This window comes from Aeromicrobium erythreum (assembly GCF_001509405.1).
Lineage (GTDB): Bacteria > Actinomycetota > Actinomycetes > Propionibacteriales > Nocardioidaceae > Aeromicrobium > Aeromicrobium erythreum.
The window spans coordinates 3,290,549-3,312,279 of record NZ_CP011502.1 but is presented as its reverse complement, the minus strand read 5'-3'; the positions used below and the strand labels follow the sequence as shown (position 1 = coordinate 3,312,279).

17 protein-coding genes, 1 tRNA gene and 1 pseudogene are annotated in these 21,731 nt (G+C 70.3%); 9 read left to right on the top strand and 10 right to left on the bottom strand.

The features are described 5' to 3' along the window. Positions 1–45 precede the first annotated feature (45 nt). The 5 genes and pseudogenes from Aeryth_RS15780 to Aeryth_RS18585 form a co-directional block, all read left to right on the top strand. A complete protein-coding gene (locus tag Aeryth_RS15780; RefSeq protein WP_067860639.1) occupies positions 46–834 on the top strand; it encodes a hypothetical protein in 789 nt (262 codons plus the stop codon). A 57-nt stretch (positions 835–891) separates the two neighbouring features. Continuing rightward, complete coding sequence (locus tag Aeryth_RS15775) at positions 892–1,692, top strand: hypothetical protein (RefSeq protein WP_067860637.1); 801 nt, start codon at positions 892–894, stop codon at positions 1,690–1,692. A gap of 131 nt (positions 1,693–1,823) precedes the next feature. Further along, the gene (locus Aeryth_RS15770) at positions 1,824–3,053 is read left to right on the top strand and encodes an RHS repeat-associated core domain-containing protein (protein ID WP_067860635.1); all 1,230 of its coding nucleotides are present in this window, start codon (positions 1,824–1,826) and stop codon (positions 3,051–3,053) included. Positions 3,054–3,485: 432 nt separating this feature from the next. Beyond that, a complete protein-coding gene (locus tag Aeryth_RS18590; RefSeq protein ID WP_470207140.1) occupies positions 3,486–3,806 on the top strand; it encodes a DUF7674 family protein in 321 nt (106 codons plus the stop codon). Positions 3,807–4,315: 509 nt separating this feature from the next. Further along, positions 4,316–4,435, top strand: a pseudogene (locus tag Aeryth_RS18585) (DUF7660 family protein); the annotation flags it as partial. Positions 4,436–6,220: 1,785 nt separating this feature from the next. On the opposite strand, the gene Aeryth_RS15760 reads toward Aeryth_RS18585, so the two are convergent. Both Aeryth_RS15760 and Aeryth_RS15755 read right to left on the bottom strand, forming a co-directional pair. Then, a tRNA-Ser gene (locus tag Aeryth_RS15760) sits at positions 6,221–6,307 on the bottom strand. A gap of 70 nt (positions 6,308–6,377) precedes the next feature. Further along, entirely contained in the window at positions 6,378–6,800 is a 423-nt protein-coding gene (locus tag Aeryth_RS15755) for a VanZ family protein (protein ID WP_067860631.1), read from the bottom strand. Between the two features lie 71 nt (positions 6,801–6,871). Here Aeryth_RS15755 and Aeryth_RS15750 point away from each other — a divergent pair, with 71 nt between their 5' ends. From Aeryth_RS15750 to Aeryth_RS15740, 3 genes are read left to right on the top strand one after another with little or no spacing between them, the layout of a single operon-like run. Next, positions 6,872–7,678 (top strand): MBL fold metallo-hydrolase, encoded by an 807-nt coding sequence (locus tag Aeryth_RS15750; RefSeq protein ID WP_236749760.1) that lies wholly within the window; start codon positions 6,872–6,874, stop codon positions 7,676–7,678. Continuing rightward, entirely contained in the window at positions 7,675–7,995 is a 321-nt protein-coding gene (locus tag Aeryth_RS15745; RefSeq protein WP_067860627.1) for a Dabb family protein, read from the top strand. The genes Aeryth_RS15750 and Aeryth_RS15745 overlap by 4 nt, the downstream gene beginning before the upstream one ends. 54 nt (positions 7,996–8,049) lie before the next feature. Continuing rightward, positions 8,050–8,937 carry a hypothetical protein gene (locus Aeryth_RS15740; RefSeq protein WP_067860625.1) on the top strand — a complete coding sequence of 296 codons (888 nt, stop codon included), beginning with the start codon at positions 8,050–8,052 and terminating at the stop codon, positions 8,935–8,937. On the opposite strand, the gene Aeryth_RS15735 is transcribed toward Aeryth_RS15740, so the two are convergent. The 5 genes from Aeryth_RS15735 to Aeryth_RS15715 are packed head-to-tail and all read right to left on the bottom strand — an operon-like array spanning position 8,924 to position 14,966. Beyond that, the gene (locus Aeryth_RS15735; RefSeq protein ID WP_067860623.1) at positions 8,924–10,684 is read right to left on the bottom strand and encodes an ABC transporter permease subunit; all 1,761 of its coding nucleotides are present in this window, start codon (positions 10,682–10,684) and stop codon (positions 8,924–8,926) included. The two genes, Aeryth_RS15740 and Aeryth_RS15735, sit on opposite strands and share 14 nt — an antisense overlap. Next, positions 10,677–12,188, bottom strand: a complete 1,512-nt coding sequence (locus Aeryth_RS15730) for an ABC transporter substrate-binding protein (RefSeq protein WP_067860621.1) — start codon at positions 12,186–12,188, stop codon at positions 10,677–10,679. The genes Aeryth_RS15735 and Aeryth_RS15730 overlap by 8 nt, the downstream gene beginning before the upstream one ends. Continuing rightward, on the bottom strand, positions 12,185–13,474 hold the full coding sequence (locus tag Aeryth_RS15725) for an MFS transporter (protein WP_067860619.1): 1,290 nt from the start codon (positions 13,472–13,474) through the stop codon (positions 12,185–12,187). Before Aeryth_RS15725 ends, Aeryth_RS15730 begins: the two co-directional genes overlap by 4 nt. Then, positions 13,471–14,256, bottom strand: a complete 786-nt coding sequence (locus tag Aeryth_RS15720) for an ATP-binding cassette domain-containing protein (protein ID WP_083516501.1) — start codon at positions 14,254–14,256, stop codon at positions 13,471–13,473. The genes Aeryth_RS15725 and Aeryth_RS15720 overlap by 4 nt, the downstream gene beginning before the upstream one ends. Then, a complete protein-coding gene (locus Aeryth_RS15715; protein ID WP_083516500.1) occupies positions 14,253–14,966 on the bottom strand; it encodes an ATP-binding cassette domain-containing protein in 714 nt (237 codons plus the stop codon). Before Aeryth_RS15715 ends, Aeryth_RS15720 begins: the two co-directional genes overlap by 4 nt. Positions 14,967–16,078: 1,112 nt before the next feature. Between Aeryth_RS15715 and Aeryth_RS15710 the strand changes: the two genes are divergently transcribed. Then, positions 16,079–16,387: a GIY-YIG nuclease family protein gene (locus Aeryth_RS15710; RefSeq protein WP_067860615.1), complete on the top strand. Its 309-nt coding sequence runs from the start codon at positions 16,079–16,081 to the stop codon at positions 16,385–16,387. Between the two features lie 903 nt (positions 16,388–17,290). Here the strand turns inward: Aeryth_RS15710 and Aeryth_RS15705 are convergent. The 3 genes from Aeryth_RS15705 to Aeryth_RS15695 form a co-directional block, all read right to left on the bottom strand. Beyond that, positions 17,291–19,102, bottom strand: coding sequence for a DUF4012 domain-containing protein (locus Aeryth_RS15705; protein ID WP_067860613.1), 1,812 nt, complete (start codon positions 19,100–19,102; stop codon positions 17,291–17,293). A 124-nt stretch (positions 19,103–19,226) separates the two neighbouring features. Then, complete coding sequence (locus Aeryth_RS15700) at positions 19,227–19,799, bottom strand: LPXTG cell wall anchor domain-containing protein (RefSeq protein WP_067860611.1); 573 nt, start codon at positions 19,797–19,799, stop codon at positions 19,227–19,229. Between the two features lie 240 nt (positions 19,800–20,039). Next, a complete protein-coding gene (locus Aeryth_RS15695; protein ID WP_083516499.1) occupies positions 20,040–21,656 on the bottom strand; it encodes a tyrosine-protein kinase domain-containing protein in 1,617 nt (538 codons plus the stop codon). Positions 21,657–21,731: the final 75 nt, after the last annotated feature.

Genomic DNA, 21,731 nt, shown 5'->3' with positions numbered 1-21,731 from the left:
CGGACGACGCCGCGCCTGGTCCCTCGCCCCGGCTAGCGTGCCGGGATGAAGCCGGATGCGTGGGCGCGTCTCGTGCGGGCGGGTGTGCTCCCTGCCGTCGTGACCACCGTCCTGATCGCCCTCGCGCTCGGTGTCGAGAACCTCGGGGTGGCCGCGACGATCGGGGTGCTGACCGGCCTGGTCGGGTGGGCGGTGGCCTCGTCGCAGCGCGCGGAGTCGCTCGGACGGCCGATGCCGGTGCTGGCGCTGGTGCTCGCTGCGGCGGTGGGCCCGGCGGTCTGCTTCGTCGTGAGCATCTGGGTCGGCCTGGGGAGGTCCGAGGCGGCAGGCGACTGGATCGTCCGTGGGGTGCAGGTCGGAGCGTGCTGCCTGCTCGTCGCGGCGGTCCTCGGTTTGCTCGGGCCGCGCACGCGCGAGGTGAGCGTGGGTCTGTGCCTCGTCGGGGCCGTCGTGCCGGCGCTGGTCGCCGTCCCGATGGGGATCGTCGCCCTGCGTACCGACGAGCGGGTCGAGGCTGCCGTGGACGACTTCCCAGTACGCGGCCCGAGCCGCCCGGCGGACGGAGACGAAGCGGTCGACCTCTCCGAGAACGAGATGGTCGAGGTGGTGCGTGCGTGGCCTGGTGCTGATCTGACCTGCGCCGACCTCGCACGGAGGTTCGAGGACTGGACGGGACGCGACGTGGCGCCCGATCCTGGCGACCGCACCTGCACGCTCGAGCACTCCTCGGCATGGCTCGGCCGACGCGCCGCGCTCCGGCCCGACGGGACCTTGGTCGTCGCCGTCTGGTCGCCGACGACGTCGTGGGTCGCGCAGGCCACCGCGGATCCGTAGCTCCGTCGGGGCTCGCGACGTGAGGCCCAGTGCACCCTCCCGGCGCTACCGTGCCTCATGGCGTCGGCCGGGTGGTGGAGGTTCGTCGGGAGCTTCGTGGTGCCCGCGGTCGGCATCCCCGTGGTCGCGACGCTGGGCTCCGGCATCGACGTGCTGGAGGCGGCCCTGTGGTCTGGCATCGCCGTCGGGCTGCTGGCCTGGAGTCTCGTCGAGGTGCTGGTGGCGCTGTTCGGTCCCGCCCCGCAGGCGGCTCGGCGAAGGGTGCCCCGCGCGGCCCTCGCCGTCCTGGCCACGCCAGTACCGGTGGTGTGCTGGGCCGCGGGCTTCTGGGTCGCGCTCGGGACGTCGGACGCCGCGGGGACGGTCATGTCGTGGGCCGCCTTGAGCGGTCTCGCGTGTGCGGCGCTGACCGTGGTCACGGCGTTGCTTCTCCCGCACCGCCGTGGACTCGCCACCGCGCTCTGCGCTGCTGTCGTGCTCGTGCCGGTCGTCGTCGGCGGAGCGATGGCGTTCTACGTCGCTCGCGTGGACGCGCGCCTCGCGTCGGCAGCGGCTGACTTCCCGGCCGAGGGCGACAGTCGGACGGCGCAGCCCGACGAGCCTGCCTCGGCGTCGTCACCGAAGGGGCCGCCCGAGGCGCTGCGGGTGTGGGACGAGTCCGACGTCACCTGCCCCGAGCTCTCCGACCGGTTCGAGCGCTGGTCGGGTCGGCCGGCTCTCGAGAGCCCAGTGCTCGAGGGAGAGTCGTGCGCCGTCGAGGCCGAGACGTCGTGGACGGGCTGGCGGGCCGCCGTCCGCTCCGACGGCCGGTTCGTGGCGGTGGTCTGGTCGCCGACGGCGGACCTCTTCGTCTTCTAGTCGTTGTCGTCACGGGGGCCGCCGGTGGATCGCCGTGCTTCTTCTCGTACAGGTAGCGGTGGGCGACGGGACCGATGGTGATGTCGCTCGTCGGGTCGGAGATCCACTTCGGGCTGCCGAGCTGGTCGTAGGTGGTGGAGATCGTCTCGCGGTTGCGGCCGATCTCCGCGATGAGTGCGACGGCGAACAGCCTTTGGTACCGCGGGCAGGCGCGTGACGGGTCGACGGGTTCGTACCAGCTGGGCACGCGCACGTACGACCCGTCGGATGCGGCGTTCACGACGCCGGACACGTATCGGGTGGCTGCGCCTCCGACGGACCTGTCGGTGACGACTGATCCGTTGACGGCGAACACGTACACGTACGTGAACGGCAACCCCGTCAACATGATGGATCCCGATGGTCACCGGGTGACGTGCACGGAGGGGCCGAGTCCGTGCAGCGTGACGGAGAACGGGAAGACTCGTGAGACGGGCAAGACGGTTCGTCCGGATGGGTCGATCTACACGGCGGCTGAGCTGCAGCGTCGGGGTGAGGCGGAGCTGGCGGCGTCGATGTCGCGTCGCGAGGCGTTGGCGAAGAAGGCTGCTGCGGAGTTCGACTGGAAGGGCGCGTTGGTCGATCTGGGGGTCGAGGCCTCGGGTCTGGGTGACATCAAGCGGTGCGTGATGGACCGCGACGTCGGCGCGTGTGCGTGGGCGGTCGCGGGGACGGCTGGGGCGGCGATCTTCAAGGCCGGCAAGACGATCAAGAAGGTCAAGAACTTGATCGACAACGTCCGTTCGTTCAACGCCGCGAAGCGGGCTGCGTCGGCGGCGTTGAGCAAGCTCGATGGGCAGATCTCGAAGCAGGCGGCGGAGCTGAAGTCGCTGGCGGCGAAGGTGAAGCGTTCACCGAGCAGTAGTGCTGGTGGTGCTCGCAAGGCGAGTGCGAAGACGGAGGCTCCGAGGCGCGGGGGTGGGGGCAGCAGCAAGAAGTCTGCACCTAGTGACCGAGGTTCAGGCCGAGGGCTGAACAAGTACGGTGGATCTCTAGACGAGACAAGCAGCAACGCAGCGGGCGGCCGGATCTTTACCTCGACGGGGGCCATCGATCAGGATGATCTGACTCCAATTGTCCAGTCTGCCGTCATGCGGGATGATGAGGTTCACATCCTGAGCGGTGTTCATGGGTTTGCTGACGGCACCACAGAGGGACATCGTGCGTTCTTCGATGAGGATGTCGTGGCGTTCGGCGACCTCCCTGGAGTCAGCGTCTACGACATCGACTCGATGTCGCCGGCTGAGGTAGGTGCGGTCATGGAGAAGCCGGGCACGATTATTGGGGGGTTCTGCGAAAGTCGAGCCTGTCTAAAGCGGTGATGAAACGGCAGGAGTGATGGTCTTGAGTTCTAGTCCTCTGAAGGAATACGTAGGATTCATCTGGATTGGCGACGAGCCTGGAAAAAGGCTAAGCGTGTGGGCGACGTCGCCCCGAGAGGCGCGGGCGATGGTCATCGAAGAGTTCGGCGAGGGACACGTCATCTCGCTACGAAACATTCGGGAGGCACGAACAACGCGCTAGCAAGATCCGGTGTCGCGGAATCGGTCAATCGGGCTGAGAGGTGTGGAGACGGGATATCGCCATGCTCTAGGCAGGGCCCACAGCAACCGGACTGGTTGTTCGGCGGACTGGATGGGGCTTGAGGTGAAACCCGTCGCCCGGTATCACGACAGGCTGGTCCGGCAAAGTCTCGCGAATTAATTGCAGGGCGTTCTTGGAGGTTTGGGGTGAGTGCTTCGACAGTCGCGACTATGGGTGCGCTCTCATACGAATTCCCCGACCTCCTGCCCCTACTTCAAGAACACCTGGAGGACAACGAAGGTGAGATGCTCCCGCATCTCTACCTCGCTGACGTGATGCGATGGCTTGCGAAGCGGGCGACTGCCCGAGAAGACCTCTGCCGCGCAATTCTTCGATGGCTCGAGGACGCGTACGCGACCGGAAATGAGGAGATTCGCGGATTGTTGACAGTCAGCGGAGTCGAACTTATCCCCGACCCTGGCGAACCGGGATCGGAGTTGCGGACACTTCTAGGGCCCCGGCTTCGTTCGATCGACCCCTGGCCCACGTAACCGTGGGATCGCAACGTTGCTTTTCGAGCGCGGCTTGATGACGATTGAGACAGTTGCACTCGTTGATGACAACTTGATCTGACGGTGAGCCCGGCAGCGATGACGCAGCAAACTCCTAGACCAGCCGTGGTAACAACAACTCGAGAACGGGAAGAAGTGAGCTCAGAGCCGACCCGGAGAAGCGCATTCTGCAGGCAGGAGAGGGAGAAGCCGTCAATGCTGTCGCATGAGGCTAGGCGGTTTCGGGCAACGAATTGATTGTGGTAGATCCGTCAGCCGGCCGCGTGAGTTTCCGCTCTACGTCTTCAGCTGGAACGCCCAAAGACTTCGGCTATCGAGCAAGTTAGGTGCGCAGCCCGCGTGGAGAGACGGACGATATCGAAGGAGAGATCGGTGGAAGAGTTCAAGTCGCGTTTCGACGTTGCGGCCCTCGCAGAATCGATGGCTGACACGATACGGGCGGACGCGGAGGCTTGGGAAAATAACACCCTCGGGTCTTTCTCTCAGGGCTATCTGGGTGGTTGGAAGACATGCACGGGTACTACGAGGCGCGCGGAGAGGAGACCCCGGCGCAACCGACGTGGCAAACGCTCGCTGATCTATTGCGAGCTGCCAAGGTGTACGAGTGAGCTCGTCTCCATTTCACCGCTACTACGGACGACGTAGGCCGATGCGAGGACGCTCCCGGCAACGTTGTTCGATGCGGATGGTGCGCTTCCTGATTGGCGGATCTCTCGGCGGGCTGCGGAGCTGAAGCCTCGGGCGGTGGCGGTGAACTTCAAAGGCTCGACCGCTGAGGATGTAAAGCGCGGCATTGAACTTCAAGGTCGGCCTAGGGGAGGTCTGTGGCGAGTGCTGCGACAGCGCCGATGGGTGCGCTCCCTGCAGCTGTCTCGCCGTCGGCGCTCCATGGCGAGTTCAGTACGAGAAATCCGATGGTCGGGACGCTGTTGAGTCTGGGGCGCCAGGCATCGACTGTGTGCCCCAACCTCGAAGATGCGAGGCGAGAATGACTATTGCGAATCACCTGGAACGGTTGAGCGAGACGATCCGAGAAGAGTCGTCGAAGCCCGAATCGTTGCGAGAGTCCGGGGCATCCGACGACGCTATCCGTCGGGCTGAGAATCTAGCGCTCGAGATGCGTAGGGGCATTCGATGCGGGGGACCTCAGTGCAGCCGACGCATTTGCTCAACGGCTAGCACGGAAGGCGATTGACGAGTGGTCCCCCCACTCGCGGCTGACCGAGGAGGTTCTTGCCTGCTCGACGGCACTGAGGTCTGTGAAGAAGTCGATCTAAACCTGAGACTGTCCCGCACGGCAAGACCGACGGATGACTCCTCATCAAAGGAACCAACAGACCCAGTGTTGTCCCGACAAGATCCAGGATGGACAGTATGAGGTTTCCCGCTCCAGATGACATGGCGGGGGCGCCAGCGTGGGACAACTATGTGGTGGCGCAAGTCGTCCAGGCCTCGCTCGGATTGTTGCCCTGCAACCTGACCCGGCCGGGGGGTCGAGATCGACGGTTTGAAGGTTCGCCTCCACTCTTACTTCTCCGAAGTGACGGCCGTCGACGAGGAATGCGTGGAAGACATTGCGGACGAGCTGAGTGGTCTGCTCGGTCCGCAGGCAGATGTCAGCGTCCAGTGGAACGCCGAGGAAGGGCGGCCAATCGATCCGAGCGGCAGTCTTCGTTGGACGTTCCTGCGTTGGGATGGGGGGACTGTCTACGGGTAATTCCTTATCGCCGCGACGAAGCAGGAGAGCGGGTCGGCCGAGGGCGTCGTCAGACCTCGTCCAGGCTCCGTGGCATGGGGCGCTGGCGCTATCGGTGGGGAGGTATCAGAGGTGACTCGATCGGTGGGCTGGTGCGAGAAGGGCAGGTGCGTCGTGGTGCAAGCCCTCCTTCGGACGGCCTTCTTCCTCGCCCTCGCGTGGCTCATCTTGTTCATGCGAGCAGGGGAGCCGGAGAGCAACCGCCGATTTCTCGTGGGTCTCGCGTGTGTTCCCTTAGCTCTCTGTGTGCTGATGCTGTTCTCCTCGGTCCGCGACTACCAGTGGATCCGCAGGGGTAGATCGGACTGAGGTCGACGGGGCTGGGGGAGATGGCGGGAACCGTCGCTCGTTCCGTCCCGCAAGGGGGAGGTGCCCCCAGCCGTCCCACGTCCCGGCAACCCTGCACGTCTGCGGAGATGGCGGGAGCCGTCGCGGCTCGTACCTCGCCGCTCCTCCCAAATCCCGACGCCTTCGTTAAACGATCGAGGACCCCCAGAAAAGAGCGCTGGGAGTCCTCGATCATTCGGCGGAGATGGCGGGAGCCGTCGCTCGTTCCTCGCTCCTCCCAAATCCCGGCAACCCTTCATAGACGCGAGAAGACCCCCAGCAAAGAGCGCTGGGGGTCTTCTCGCGTCTGCGGAGATGGCGGGATTTGAACCCGCGAGAGGTTTAACCCTCAACCCGCTTAGCAGGCGGGCGCACTAGGCCACTATGCGACATCTCCACGTCGCCGCCGGGCGGCAACCGGTACAGGATAGCGAGGCCCCGCCGCTCAGGACGAATCGGGCCGACCCTCAGGCTCTCGCCGGCACGCGACGACGCAGGGCGACGGTCGCCGCGACCGCGCCCAGCAGCGCCCCCGACGTGTTCGCGACGACGTCCGACACCGTCGCGAACCGCTCCGGACGCAGCAGCGCCTGACCCACCTCGATGCCCGACGACAGCACGAAGCCCGCCGCCGTCACCTGCCACCACGACAGCCGCGTCAACGCGACCGCCAGCCAGCCGAGCGGCACGAACAGCACGACGTTCGCCGCCGTCTGCACCACGTCGTAACCTGTCGGGCGCGGCATCCCGAACGACGACTCCAGCCAGCGCACCGGCCAGGAGTTCAGCACGTCCACCCCCTGGTCGACCGGGGTCGGCCAGAACGCGATCGCCGCCAACGCCGCCAGGTACGCGAGCGCCAGCACGACGTGGGTGGGGGAGCGGCGCATCCCCCGAGCCTAGGGCGCGCCCCCACACGGCCACCGCCGTTCGTGACCCAACACACCGCACCTCTGCCACCATGAGCGACATGCGCGTCGAGCACCTCAGGGCAGCCGTCATGAACCCCCTCACCCTCCCCGGGCTCCCCGCACACGTCTTCCTGCTGCACACCGACGACGGACTTGTCCTCGTCGACACCGGCTTCGGCACCGCCGACGTCACCGACCCCGCGCGCCGGTTCGGGCCCATCCGCCACCTGCTGCGACCCGATGGCGACCCCGACCGCACCGTCCTGCACCAGCTGCGCGCCCGCGGGCTCGATGCGTCCGACGTCGCCCACGTCGTGCTCACCCACCTCGACCTCGACCACGCGGGCGGACTCTCCGACTTCCCCGACGCCGCCGTGCACACCACCGCCGACGAGCACGCCGCCGCCGTCACCGACCCCGACCTGCTCGACCGCACCCGCTACCGGCCGCAGCAGCTCGAGCACGGCCCCCGCTTCGTGCTGCACGCAGGCCGCGGCGACGAGTGGCGCTACGGGCTCACCGGGCACGAGGTGCTGCCCGGCGTCGTGCTCGTGCCCATGCCCGGCCACTCCCGCGGGCACGCGGCCGTCGCCGTCGAGACCCCCGACGGGGTCGTCGTACACGCGGGCGACGCGGTCTTCGACGCCAGCCACGTCAGCGACCACAGCCCCCACGGCCAGCGGCTCGCGCCCGTGCGCGCCCTCCGCGCCTTCGAGCAGACCGTCGGCCGCGACCGCGCCCGCATCCGCGCCAACCACCGCGAGCTGCGACGCCTCGCCTCCCTGCCCGACGTGCTCGTCGTCCCCGCGCACGATCGGCGCATCACCGACGAGCTCGTCGACGGCGCCGCCACGTGAGCGACGCCTACCGGCACGTCGTCCTCTTCCGGCTGCACGACGGCACCGACGACGCCACCCGCGACGCAGCCGTCGCGGCGCTCGCGAGCCTGCACGACCTGCCGGGCGTCCTCGAGTGGACCGTGCGCGTCTCCGACGACACCCGCAAGGGCGTCGTGGTCGTCGAGAACGCGCTCTTCGAGAGCGAGGCGGCGTTCCGGGCGTTCCAGGCCCACCCGCGGCACGCCGAGGCCGGAGCGCTGCTGCGCGAGACCGCCGACTGGTGGGTGGGCGACTACCCCGAACCCCGGGGCCGGGACGCCGACGAGATCACGTGACCCGGTCTGCGCGAGTAGGCCACGGTGGGCCGTCCGGCCCCTAGACTCGGCCACGTGCCGAAGCCCCTGTCCCTGATCGCGCTCGTCGCGTTCGTCCTCGTCGACGTCGTGCTCGTGGTCCTGGTCTTCCAGCACGTCCACCGCGCGCCGCCCGGCAGCGGCCTCGGCCCGGCTGCCGCCACCGAGTCGCCCACCCCGGAGCGCAAGACGAACCAGCAGGCGTTCGACTTCAAGCCCGCCCAGGCCGCCAGCATGGACCTCGCGAACGACGGCACCTGGGTGTTCGCCACCCGTGGCGCCTGCGAGGGACGCACGAGCGCCACGCTCTGGACCTCGACGAAGAACGGCGCGTCGCCCACCAAGCGCGACCCCGAGCTCAAGGTCATCACTGCCGTCCAGGCACGCTCCGGCGGTGAGCTGACCGTCGTCGGCGCCGGCGAGGACTGTCAGGCCCGGCAGCGCTCGTCCACCGACGGCGGCGCCACGTGGGTCGACGACCCGATGATCACCCGCTGGTACACGTCCCCGTCCGACCCGACCGTCGCCGTGTCGCCCTCGAAGGGTGAGTCCAAGCCCGGTTGCACCTTCTCGTCGCTGTCGCAGGTCGACGACGACTTCGCGCGCGTCACCTGCATCGACGGCGACGTCGTCGGCAGCGGCGACGGTGGCGGCAAGTGGCTGCTGCTCGGTCGCCTCGACAACAGCCGCACCGCCGTGTTCACGACGTTCAACGCCGGCTACGCGCTCGCCCGCTTCGAGGGCTGCGCCGCCCAGCTGTTCAGCACGAAGGACTCGGGCCGCACCTGGGCGCCCGGCGGCTGCATCGTCGGCGACCCCGCCCGCGGCATCGCCGCCAACGACACCCTCGTCGCGGCCGTGGTCGGCGAGGATCCGCAGAGCTACGTCAGCGACGACCAGGGCCAGAAGTTCACGCAGCCGTAGAGGCGGCGCGCCCGCTCCGGCGGGTGGTGAGGACGGCCGTCGCACCCACCGACAGCACGGACACGAGCACCAGCGCTCCGGCGGGGCCGAGTGCGGTCCACGGGGCGCGCTCGACGTAGGCGGAGCCCTCGGCGAGCACCAGACCCCACTCCGGGCGAGGAGGTCGTGCGCCGAGCCCCAGGAACCCGAGCGACGCCAGGGCGAGCACGATGCCGGGCAGCCGCAGGGCGGCGTGGCGGGTGACGGCCGGCACGACGGCCGGCAGCGTGTGCCGCACGAGCCGGCGCACCGGCCCGACCCCCAGCACCGGCAGCACGGCCACGTGCGGCTGCGACCCTGCCTCGCGCAGCAGGGCCGACGTGTGCGCGGCGAGCGGGGCCCAGCTCACCGCCGTCACCGCCACCGCGGCACCCAGCTGCGACGGTCCGGCGATCGCGGCCACGACGAGCCCAGCGAGCACCGGAGGTGCGGCGTTCGCGATCTCGATCGGTCCGGTGGCGGCGTGCGAGAGGCACCCGACCGCCAGCCCGATCAGCAGGCACAGGACCAGCACGACGAGGCCCGTGCCGACGGTGGTGAGCGCGCCGTGACCCACCCTCGCGAGCAGGTCGCGACCGCTGGCGTCGGCGCCCAGCCAGAGCCCCGGCGACGGTGGCGCGAGGCGTGGGTGCGCCGACGTCGACGGGTCGCCGAGGAGCCCGGCCACCACGACGACGAGCAGCAGCGCGCCGGCCACGCCGGGGACGAGCAGGTCGCGACGACGCAGCACCACGACCGGCTCCGGCAGCGACAGGGCCGACAACCGCACGGCCCGGCCGAGCAGGAGGCGAGCGAGCAGCGACGCCGCACCGCCCGCAACGGCGGCGACCACCACGAGGAGCAGCAGCCCGGCTTGCAGGGCGGGCAGGTCCTGGGCGGCGGCCGCGCCGAGCAGCGCGCGACCGATCCCCGGGATCGCGAAGACCTCCTCGACCGCCACCGCGCCGCCCGTCAGCCCGACGACCACGAGGCCCAGCTGCGGCAGCACCGACGGCACCGCGCGACGCAGCACCGCCGTCGCCACCTCCCGTCGGGTGAAGCCGGCGCCCCGCCACGTCGTCACCCACGGCTCGGTGAACACGGCCGTCACCGCCGTGGCCGTCAGTCGGCCGAGCAGACCGCCCGCCGGCAGCCCGAGCGCCAGGGCCGGCAGCACCGCCTGGCCCGGGCCGTCCCAGCCGAACGGTGGGAACCAGCCGAGCCACACGGCACCGACGAGCAGCAGCACCGTCGCCAGCAGGAACTCCGGCAGGGCGGTCAGCAGCACCGACCCCGACCCGGACCCGAACGACGGACGCCCCCGCAGGCCGGCCCGCATCGCCACCGTGACGCTCACGGTGGCCACCGCGAACGCGACCACGAGCGAGAAGCCCACGAGCGTGAGCGACACGCTCAGGTTGTCGAGCAGGCCCGGCCCGACCGGACGTCCGCTGATCCACGACGTGCCCAGGTCCCCGCGCAGCAGCCCCGACACCCACTGCCCCAGCAGGGTGAACGGTCCGGCGTCGAGGCCGAGCTCGGCGCGGACCGCGGCCAGCGCCTCGGGTGTCGCCTCGCGGTCGGCGTACCGGGCGCGCAGCACCGTGAGCGCTGGATCGCGTGAGGCGAGCCAGGGCAGCGCACCGACCAGGGCGAGCAGCCCCGACGCCGCCAGCAGCCGCGACGCCGCCGTGACGACGGCGTCGCGGCGCGGCCGGGGCTCAGGCACCGGCGCTGCTGTCGGCGTCGATCAGGTCGCGCTCGCGCGGGTCGCGCTCGACCCCCGACACGCCCTGCGCCTCGCCCTGGATGACGCGCTCGTGCAGCAGCGGGACGGCGGCGTCGAGGCCCAGCACCTGCGCCTCCGCGAGCATCGTCAGGCGCTGACGCTCAGCGCCGGGCTCCACCTGCGCGGCGCGGTCGAGCGCGGCGTCGACGTCGTCGTTGCAGAGCTGGGCGATGTTGAAGCCGCCGTCGCAGCCGAAGTCGGACGCCATGTAGGCCACCGGGTCGCCGGAGTCGAGCACCGTGGCGCGCGACAGGATGAACGCGTCGAACGCTCCGTCGAGCGCGTCGGCCTCGATGAACTGGTACTCGCGCACGTCCTGCTGCACGACGAAGCCGGCGGCCTCGAGCTCCTGCTCCAGCAGCACCGCCACCTCGGGCAGCTCGGCGCGGTCGGTGAACGTGCCGAGGGTGATCCTGACGCCGTCGACCTTCGCGGGCTCCGCGCGCTGGGCGAGGAGCTGCGTGTACTCGGGGTCGGAGCGCAGGTCGGCCGCCCAGGGCAGCGCCGGGCCGAGCAGACCGCTGGCCTCGTCGGCGCGGCCCTCGTACACGTCCTTCACGAGCCGGGCGCGGTCGATCGCCTCGCGCGCCGCGGCGCGGACGGTCGGGTCCTTGAACGGGCCCTTCGTGGTGTTGAGGTAGAGCGTGTTCGTGCGCGGCATGGGCACCTCGATCACGAGATCCTCGTCGAGCTGCGCCACCTGGCCCACCGGCACCGACTCGACGACGTCGGCGTCGCCCGTGCGCAGCGCGGCGGCGCGGGCGGTGCCGTCGGGCACGAAGCGAGCATCGATGCCGGACGCCTTCGCCTTCTCGCCCCAGTAGTCGTCGTAGCGGTCGAGGGTCGCGCCCGACGTGCCGTCGACCTTCACCAGCTCGAACGGTCCGGTGCCGGCGCCGACCGGGTTCACGGCCTTGGTCGTGTACGCCTTCGGCGCGAGGATCGACAGCTGCGGGCTCGAGAGCCGCTGGGGGACGAGCGGGTCGGCTACGGCCGTCTTCACCACGACGGTGTCGGCGTCGGGCGCCTCGACGGTGAGCTCGACGCCGTCGAGGATGCGCGGCACGGGCGACGCCTGGGCCGCGGTCTGCAGCGACGCCACGACCTCCTTCGACGTCAGCGGCGTGCCGTCGTGGAAGGTGACGTCGCCGCGCAGGTCGAACGTCCACGTGCGGTCGTCGGTGCGCTGCCAGGAGGTGGCGAGCATCGGCTGCGCCACGCCGTCGGCGTCGAGCTGCACGAGCGTCTCGGCGGTGCTCCAGCGCGACAGCTTGAACGCGTCGTCGCTGAGCGGGGAGAGGCCGGAGCGCGGCGGCTGCATCATCGCGACGGAGATGCGGCCGTCGCTGGCCTGGTCGCTGCCGCCGCCGGCGAAGCAACCGGCGGCGAGGGTGAGCACCAGGGCGGCCGCGCCGGTGCGCAGTAGTGGACGAAGGGGGGTCATCGAGGTCCTTTCGAGGGGGAGGGGGTGGGTGGTGCGGGGCTCCGGGGCTCCGCGGGGTCGAGGGGTGGTGCCGCGAGCGGACGTCGCAGGAGGAGCGCGGCGGCCACGCTCGAGCAGAGCGCGAGGCCGGCGAGCAGCGCCCACGGGCGCGACGCCACGAGCGACGTCGCGCTGGCGTCGGCGTAGAGCGCGCCGAGCGGGACCGACAGGACGAGCACGGCCACGCCGCCGCACGTCGCGAGCAGGCCGTAGTAGGAGCCGAGGCGTCGACCGGCGGCGAAGGTCGGCACGAGGTCGAGCGCGGCCGGGCCGACCACGAGGTGGCCGAAGGTCAGCAGCACCACCGACGCGGTGACGGGCGCGAGCGACGTCGCGGTGGCCGGGACCGCCGCGGCGACCGCGAGCACGCCGAACGACGACGCCAGCAGCCCGTAGCCGACGGGCAGCACCACGCGGCTGGGGAGGCGTCGCGCGAGGCGGGCCACGGGCAGCTGGAGGGTGATCGTCACGGCGGAGACCACCGCGAGCAGCGCGGCGTAGGCGCCGGCGCCGCGACCGACGCGCTCCAGCTCCACCGGCAGCCCGAGGTACAGCTGGTTCCAAGCCAGCAGGTTCACTGCGTGCACGACGGCGAACAGCACGAACGTGCGGTGCCGCAGGCTCAGGCCCGGGCCGACGTCGCGCAGACCGGCGCGCAGCGTGTGGCCGTCGGGGCGGGCCGGGTCGGCGGGCAGCAGGCGCGCCAGCGCGAGGGCCGTGACGCTGAACAGCGCGGCACCCGATCCCGCCACGGCCGAGAACCCCCAGTCGAGCAGCAGCGCCCCGACGAGCGGACCGACGACGGCGCCGGTCTCGCCGACCACGGTGAGCCACGCGAAGAGCGTCGCCCGGGTGCCCGATGCGCTCGGGCGGGCCTGCTCCGCGGCGGCCACGAGCGTCTCGATCGCGGGGGAGAACAGCGCACCGCCGAGACCGGTGAGGACGGCGCCGGCGACGAACGTCGGCAGGTCGTCGGCGAGCGCCAGCGTGCCGAACCCGGCCACGCGCACCGCGCAGCCGGTGAGGATGAGGCGACGCGCGCCGAGCGCGTCGACCAGCACGCCGCCGAGCAGGAACAGGCCCTGTTGCGCGAACGTGCGGGCGCCGAGCACGAGACCGATCGCCGCGCCGGACAGCAGGTAGTCGTCGCGCAGCACGATCGCCAGGAACGGCACGACGGCGTAGAAGCCCACGTTGAAGACCAGCTGCGCCCCGAGCAGGGGTGCAGCCGTGGCTCGTCGCGTCACCCCAACGCCCCCGGACGGGACGCGTCGACGAGCGCCCGGGTCGCGGGGTGGGTGGGCGCGTCGAGCACCTGCGCGGTGCTGCCGTGCTCCACCACGCGGCCGTCGTGCAGCACGGCCGCCGTGCTGCACACCGACGCCACCGCGTGCAGGTCGTGGGTGATGAGCAGCAGGCCGAGGCCGTGGTCGACGTGCAGGTGCTGCAGCAGCGCGGCGAGGTCGCGGCGCAGGCCGACGTCGACGGAGCTGAGCGGCTCGTCGGCCACCAGCAGCGTCGCGCCGGTGCCGATCGCGCGCGCGATCGCGACCCGCTGCGCCTGCCCGCCCGACAGGCTTGAGCAGCGACGTCGCGCGAACGTCGTGTCGAGCCCGACGGCGTCGAGGGCGCGCTCGACGCAGCTGTCGTGGTCGTCGTCGATGGCCAGGCTGCGCAGCGGCTCCGTGAGGCAGGCGGCGACGTCGCGGCGCGGGTCGAGACTGCCCGCCGGATCCTGCGGCACGTACTGGAGGCAGCGTCGGAACCGTCGCAGCCCCGCGCGACGTCGGGGCAGCGCGGCACCGTCGAGCAGCACCTCGCCCGACGTCGGGCGCTGCAGGCCAAGCAGCACCCGGGCCAGCGTCGACTTGCCGGCGCCGGAGCGTCCGACGAGGCCGAGCGACGTTGCCGACGTGAGCCGCAGGTCGACGTCGGCCAGGGCGTCGGTGCCGTCGGCCAGTCGGACGCTGACCCTCTGCGCGTGCACGGTGGGGCCGGTCGCGGCTGGGGTGAGGGTGGCTGCGCTCATGCGACGAGTCCGAGGTCGTGCGCGAGGTGCCGGTCGGGCCCGTCGAGCAGCGTGGTGAGGTCGACGTCGGCGACGAGGCGGCCGTCGTCGACGAGCAGCGCCCGGGTGCAGAGCGCCTGCGCGACCTCGAGGTCGTGGGTGATGAGCAGGAGCGTCGACCGGGTGGCGCGCAGCGCGTCGACCACCTGGCGACGCGTGACCACGTCGAGCGCGCTGGTCGGCTCGTCGGCGACCAGCAGCGGACCGTCGACGGCGATCGCGAGCGCGATGCACACCCGCTGGCGCTGCCCGCCGGACAGCTCCGCGGGCAGCCGGTCGAGGACGGCGGTCGCGTCGAGGCCGACGTCGGCGAGGAGGGTGGTGAGGCGTGCGTCGAGGGCAGCGCCGCGTAGACCGGCGGAGCGCAGCGGTCGGGCCAGCTGCCGCCGGACGGGGGTGAGCGGGTTCAGCGCGACCTGCGAGTCCTGCGCGACGAGCGACGCCCGCGGTCGGCCGGGCTGGCTGCCACCGACGCTGACGCGCCCCTGGACGCGCAGCGTCGGCGAGGTGACGTCGGCGACGGCACGCGCGATCGTCGACTTGCCGGAGCCGGAACGTCCGAGCAGCGCCACCCGCTCCCCAGCGGCCTGTCGCCAGGAGACGTCGCGCACGAGCAGGGTCGCCCCCGCCCACACCGAGAGGCCCTCCACCTCCACCGCTCCCTGCGCCATCACATGGGAATGATAGTCACTTTGATGTGAGGAGGCGCCGCCGCCCCATGCCCCGGTTTCCCCCCGCAACCACCTCTCCAGTGACCGACCAGCGGAAGAGTTCGCTGGTCGAGTAGTCGGGCTCGGCGAGGAACGAGCCTGAGCCCCACGTATCGAGACCACTCCAAGCGGACGCTGGGGGATGGGTCGCGCTGATCTGTTGCCGGGTGGTCTCGATACGCAGGGACCTCGCAAGCTCGTCCCTGCTACTCGACCAGCGAAGGGCCCCGGTGGTCGAGTAGGCCGCCTGGCGACGAAGGAGCTCGGTCGGGCGTATCGAGACCACTCCAAGGTCTCGCTGGGAGCCGGCGCCCGCTGATCCGTTGCCGAGTGGTCTCGATACGTCAGGACTTCGCAAGCTCGTCCCTGCTACTCGACCAGCGAAGTGTCCCGCTGGTCGAGTAGGCCGGCCGGCGACGAAGGAGCTCGGTCGGACGTATCGAGACCATTCCAAGCAGACGCTGGGAGCCGGCCCGCGCTGGGCCGTTGCCGAGTGGTCTCGATACGCAGGGACCTCGCAAGCTCGTCCCTGCTACTCGACCAGCGAAGTGTCCCGCTGGTCGAGTAGGCCGGCCGGCGACGAAGGAGCTCGGTCGGACGTATCGAGACCATTCCAAGCAGACGCTGGGAGCCGGCCCGCGCTGATCCGTTGCCGGGTGGTCTCGATACGTCAGGACGAGCTCGCTGGCGCTCGCCGTCCTGACTACTCGACCAGCGGAAGGGTTTCGCTGGTCGAGTAGTCGACGCCGCGACGAAGGAGCTGGCGGAGAGGTATCGAGACCACTCCAAGGTTTCGCTGGGAGCCGGCCCCCGCTGATCCGTTGTCGAGTGGTCTCGATACGTCAGGACGAGCTCGCTGGCGCTCGCCGTCCTGACTACTCGACCAGCGGAAGGGTTTCGCTGGTCGAGTAGTCGACGTCGCGACGAAGGAGCTGGCGGAGACGTATCGAGACCACTCCAAGCAGACGCTGGGGGTCGGCTCGCGCTGACTGGCTACCTGACAGTCGCTGAGGCCAGGACAGAGCTGTGGACATCAGCTCGACCGACCCCGGCGACGTCGGTGCACTGACTGGATGGCCTACATGTACATCCTGCGCTGCTCCGACGGCAGCTACTACGTCGGCAGCACCCGGAACCTCGAGTCACGTCTTTACCAGCACCAGACCGGGATCGGCGCGGAGTACACCCGCTGCCGCAGACCGGTCGAGCTCGTCTACGCCTACGAGTTCGAGGACGTCGCCGACGCGTACGCCGCGGAGAAGCGGGTGCAGGGGTGGTCGAGGGCGAAGCGCGAGGCGCTGATCCGCGGCGACTACGACCTCCTCCCCACCCTCGCCCGCAAGGACTTCCGTCGACGCGACCCACGCCCCTGGCGCGAGTGAGCCTGACCGCCGGTCGAGTAGTCGACGTCGCGATAAAGGAGCTGGCGGAGACGTATCGAGACCACTCTGGGCTTTCGCTGGGAGCCGGGTCGCACTGATCCGTTGCCGGGTGGTCTCGATACGTCAGGACTTCGCAAGCTCGTCCTGACTACTCGACCAGCGGCACCCTTCGCTGGTCGGGTAGTCGACGTCGCGACGAAGGAGCCGACGGAGACGTATCGAGACCACTCCAAGCCGTCGCTGGGGACTGAGTCGCACTGATCTGTTGCCGGGTGGTCTCGATACGTGAGGACTTCGCAAGCTCGTCCTGACTACTCGACCGGCGGTGGGTCCGCTGGTCGAGTAGTCGACGTTGCGACGAAGGAGCTGACGGAGACGTATCGAGACCACTCCAAGCCGTCGCTGGGGACTGAGTCGCACTGATCCGTTGCCGGGTGGTCTCGATACGTCAGGACGAGCTCGCTGGCGCTCGCCGTCCTGACTACTCGACCAGCGGAACCCTTGCCTGCTCGACCAGCGGTAGGTCTCGTTGGTCGAGTAGTCGACGTCGCGACGAAGGAGCCGACGGAGACGTATCGAGACCACTCCAAGCGGTCGCTGGGGGCGGGTCGCGCTGAGCCGTTGCTGGGTGGTCTCGATACGCAGCCACGGCGCTCGTGCCTCGCGCGTGGCCGCTACTCGGCCAGCGGTGGGTTTCGCTGGTCGAGTAGTCGACGTCGCGACGAAGGAGCTGACGGAGACGTATCGAGACCCCTCCAAGCCGACGCTGGGAGCCGGGTCGCGCTGAGCCGTTGCCGGGTGGTCTCGATACGTCAGGACTTCGCAAGCTCGTCCTGACTACTCGACCAGCAGAACCCTTGCCTACTCGACCTGCGGAACCCTTCGCTCCTCGACGAGTGGGGGTCAGGAGCAGGAGGTGGGGAAGCGGCGGTCCTGGGTGAAGGACTGGACGCCCGGCGTCGTCGTCACGACCGCGCCGCGACGTTGGTCCTTGCCGGTCGTCATGGTGGTGCGGATGGTGACGGTCTGGCCGGGCTTGATGACGTAGGCCGTGTAGGCGACGGGGCGGGTGCCGAGGCGGCCGCTCTCGTCGAGGGAGATGGCATCGTCGGCCTTCACGTCGTCGACGGTGCCGCCGGCGGGGGCGACGACGCGGACGGTCAGCTGCTGGTCGCCGCGCGGGGCCCGGTTGCCGTTGCCGGTGATGTACTGCGGCAGGTCGGCGGCGTCGGCTGGTGCGTTCGACGTGATGGTGGTGGTGGCGACCAGCGTCTGGCGACCGTCGGTGCGGCAGCCCTCGGACTTCACCGTCGTCCTCCAGTCGAGGTAGTACTGCATCTTGGAGCTGGTGGTGTCGTTCAGGTACACGCCGATGCGTGGCGTGGTGCTCGGCTCGGGCAGCTCGCCCGACAGGCGCGTGCCGGCGAGGTCGTCCTCGACCGTCTTGTCGGCGCTCCACAGCAGGATGCGCCGCTCGTCGACGGCCTTCGTCAGACCCTCGAGGGTCTTGCGGGAGTCGCCGCGTCCGCCGAGGACGGAGCTGAAGATGCGCTGCGCCGCGTCGGCGAAGAAGAGGTCCTGCACCTGCGGGTCGGGGAACCGTGCGTACACGGTGTTGAGCAGGATCTCGACGGCGTTCGCGGACGTGAGCACCCTGCCGTCGGTGAGCCGGATGGAGCCGGTGCCGTCGAGCGCGTAGGAGAGGGCGACGGGGTCGATGGACAGCACGCCGTCGACCTTGGTGCCGAGCGAGCGCTGCACCATGGCGCGAGCGATGGTGGCGACACGGGGGAAGTCGGGCGTGATGGTGGTGTCGCGGATGTCCTCGGCGATGAGGCTGCCGAAGGTGCGCTCCTCGTCATCGCTGATGCGCACGACCGGGTCGTCGAACTCGCCGAGCTCGCGGATGGTGAACTGCTGGTTGAAGCTGAGCCGGCCGTTGCGGGCGGTGACGAGCGCGAGTGCGCCGGGGATACCACCGAGCGACCGCGACTCCGCATTGTTCTGGAACATGACCAGGTAGGTGCGGGTGCCGTCGGCACCGAGCATGCGGGGCGCGATGCGCAGCGCCTTGGCGGCGGCGTCGGCGGCCTGCTGCGCGGTGCCGAGCTTGTCCTTGAGCTCCTGCACGGGCTTGCGGAGGGGGCCGACGATGGCGGAGTCGTCGATGGCGTCGATGCGGCGACGGTTCTCGGTGAGGACGTTCGCGGCGGTGCTGACCGGACGCACCAGCCCGGCGAACTCACGGAGCGGGAAGCGGCCATCCTTGGGCCGGAAGGTGTTGGCGTCGAGCGACTGCGCGGTGTCGACGACGGGCGGCAGGGCACGCTGGGCGATGTCGTCGAGGGCGTCGGCGGCGGTCTGCACGGCGTCGACGCTGGAGCCGACGAAGGGCACGTGGGTGGCGGCGCCCCACAGGGGGCCGTCGGTGCGGGTGCGGGCGGTGGTGGTGCTCTGCTGCAGCGCACGCAGGGTATTGCGTGCGAGCTCCGTGTCGCCGCTGGTGATCTGCGACTGCAGGTCCTGCGCCTCGCCCGTGGCTGACGTGATGGCCTTCTGCGCCTGCGACGCCTCGTAGCCCATCCACCCGACGACGCCGATCGCGACGAGGACGACGACGCCCAGGCCGATCCACAGCGGCTTGCGGTTGCGCTGCTTGCGGCTCTTGCGCCGTGCGCTGCCTGAGGAGCGCGACGAGCGGGTGCGGGAGGCCATGGCGTGATCCTAGGGTCGCGGGTCGAGCCGACGGTTTCGGCGCAGACATGACTCCGCCACCTCCCCAGCCCGGAGGCTGGTGGAGGTGGCGGACGTCAGGGTCGTGCTTCGCGGAGCGACGCGATCAGCTGTGACGACGGCGGGCGGCGATGACGCCGGCGCCGGCGAGCACGAGGGCTGCGCCACCCGCGAGGAGGAGGACGTTCGAGCCGCCCGTGTCGGGCAGCGCGCCGCTGGCGTTGTCGCCGCTGCCAGCGCCGGTACCGGTGCCGGCGTCAGCGACGCCCGTGCCCACGACGAGCTTGATCGTCTTGGTGTAGGTCTGCTGGACCGGGACGAAGCCGGACTTCAGGCCGCTCGCGCTGGGGGCGATGTCGTCGGCCGTCGTGATCGTCATGACGATCTCGAAGGTGCCGTTCTCGTTCGGCGCCTGGCCGGAGACGTTCCAGGTGGTGGTGTTCGTGCCGCCACCGACGTTCTGGCCGAGCAGCGTGGCGGAGTAGGACTCGACCTCGGCGCCACCGAAGGTGCCGGAGAAGGAGAACTGACCGCCGGGAGCGACCTGGACACCCGCGGCGGCGCTGCCACCGGGGATGGTGATGATGGGCTCGTCGCCGTAGGCGAACGCCGAGCCGGCGGAGAAGAGGGTGACCAGACCGGCCACGAGGCCAGCGATGGCCAGACGAGTGCTGCGCATGTGAAGCTCCGAGGGATGTAGAAGACGACCACAAAACCAGTGGTTCCCGGCTAACAGTAGCGGTGAAAAGCCCTCGCGAACCAAACTTGTCCAAACTATTCACACGGACGCAACACGGGCCAACTTGCTGACGGCGTGTCTGGGGGATTTTTCCCGTCTTTTCAGGAAGCCGAGCTGTGACTCATGACACAAGCCGTCGGGACGAACGACCGGTCCGCACGGACTGAGACGCCCGGGAGATCAGGCCTGGCGGCCCGGATCGTCGATCTCGGGGTCGTCCGGGAGGCCGCGGCTCGCGTCGAGGCGGCGGCTGGGCTCGCGACCCACGGCGTCGTCGAGGGCGTCGAGGTCGCCCGAGCGGTCGGTGCGCCGACGGGCGGTCACCGGGTGCGACTGACGCTGCTGCTGTTGCTGCGTGGTGTCGGCGCGGCGCTTGGAGCCGCGTCGGGTCGAAGCGGGCTCGGGGCGGTCCTCCGCGGCCTCCACGCTGTCGGTGTCCGTCGGCGCGTAGCCGTAGCCGTACCCGTAGCCGTACCCGTAGCGCCCGGACTTCACGGGCGTCATGTTGAAGACGGCCGCGACGGGCTTGGCGCCGACGCCCTCGAGCCGTCCGACCGCGGCGCGCACCTGGTCGCTGGAGGTCTTGCCGTGGCGGACGACGAGCACGGCGCCGTCGACGACGCTGGAGATCAGCGCGGCGTCGGTGACCGGCAGGAGCGGCGGGGCGTCGATGAGCACGACGTCGTACTCGGCGCGCAGCTGCTCGACGAGGCTCACCATGGCGCGCGACTGCAGGAGCTCGGCGGGGTTGGGCGGCGTCTTGCCGCTCGAGAGCACCGACAGGCCGGAGACGCCGGTCTCCTGCATGGCGTCGGGCAGCTCCACACGGCCGACGAGCACCGTGGTGAGGCCGACGGCCTCGACGAGCCCGAGGTACTGCGCCACGCGGGGGCGTCGCATGTCGCCCTCCACCAGCGCGACCTTCTGACCGCCCTCGGCGAGCGCGAGCGCGAGGTTGACGGCCGTGGTGCTCTTGCCCTCGCCCGGCAGCGCGCTGGAGAGCACGAAGACCTTCTTGTTGGCGTCGGGGTCGATGAACTGCAGGTTGGTGCGCAGCACGCGGAAGGCTTCGGCGCGCGGGGAGTACGGGTCGATCTCGGAGATGAGCGGGGCGCCGTCGGCGCCGTTGTCGAACGGGATGGCGCCGATGACCGGCGCCTCGGCGAGCTCCTCGAGCTGCTTGTGCGTCTTGACGGAGGAGTCGAGGGTCTCGCGCAGCACGGCGATGCCGGCGCCGAGGAGAAGGCCCAAGGCGAGGCCGATGACGAGATTACGAGACGGTTGGGGCGAGACGGGTGACGCCGGCGCCGTGGCCTGGTTGGTGACGGTGGCCTTGATGGTGGCCTGGTCCTTGCCGGGCGGCGTCTCGAGCTCGCCGACGTACCCGACGAACACGTCTGCGGTGGTCTCGGCGATGCGCTGGGCGCGCTCGGGCGACGGGTCGGTGACCGTGATCGTCAGGATGACCGTGTCAAGCTGCGACGTGGCGGTGATCTGCTGGCTCAGCTCGGCCGGTGTCTCGTCGAGGTCGAGGTTGCGGATGACGCGCCGGGTGACCTCGTTCTGGTTGACCATCTCGGCGTAGCTCTTCACGCGCTGCAGCGAGAACTGGCTGCCCTGGAAGGCCTGGCTGTCGTCGGCGGCCTGCGAGGTGGAGATGAACAGGTCGGTGGACGACGCGTACTCGGGCGTGGTGCGCCAGGTGGCGAGCGCTGCCAAGGCGACGACACCGAGGGCCACGGACGCGATGAGCAACCAGCGGTGACGAAGGATGGTCAGGTAGTCCCGCAGGTCCACGTACAGCTCCCGAGTGGTGATGACGGCGGCCCCCGAGACCGAGGGATGCGCCTCACTCTAGGCGAGGCGGGTGGG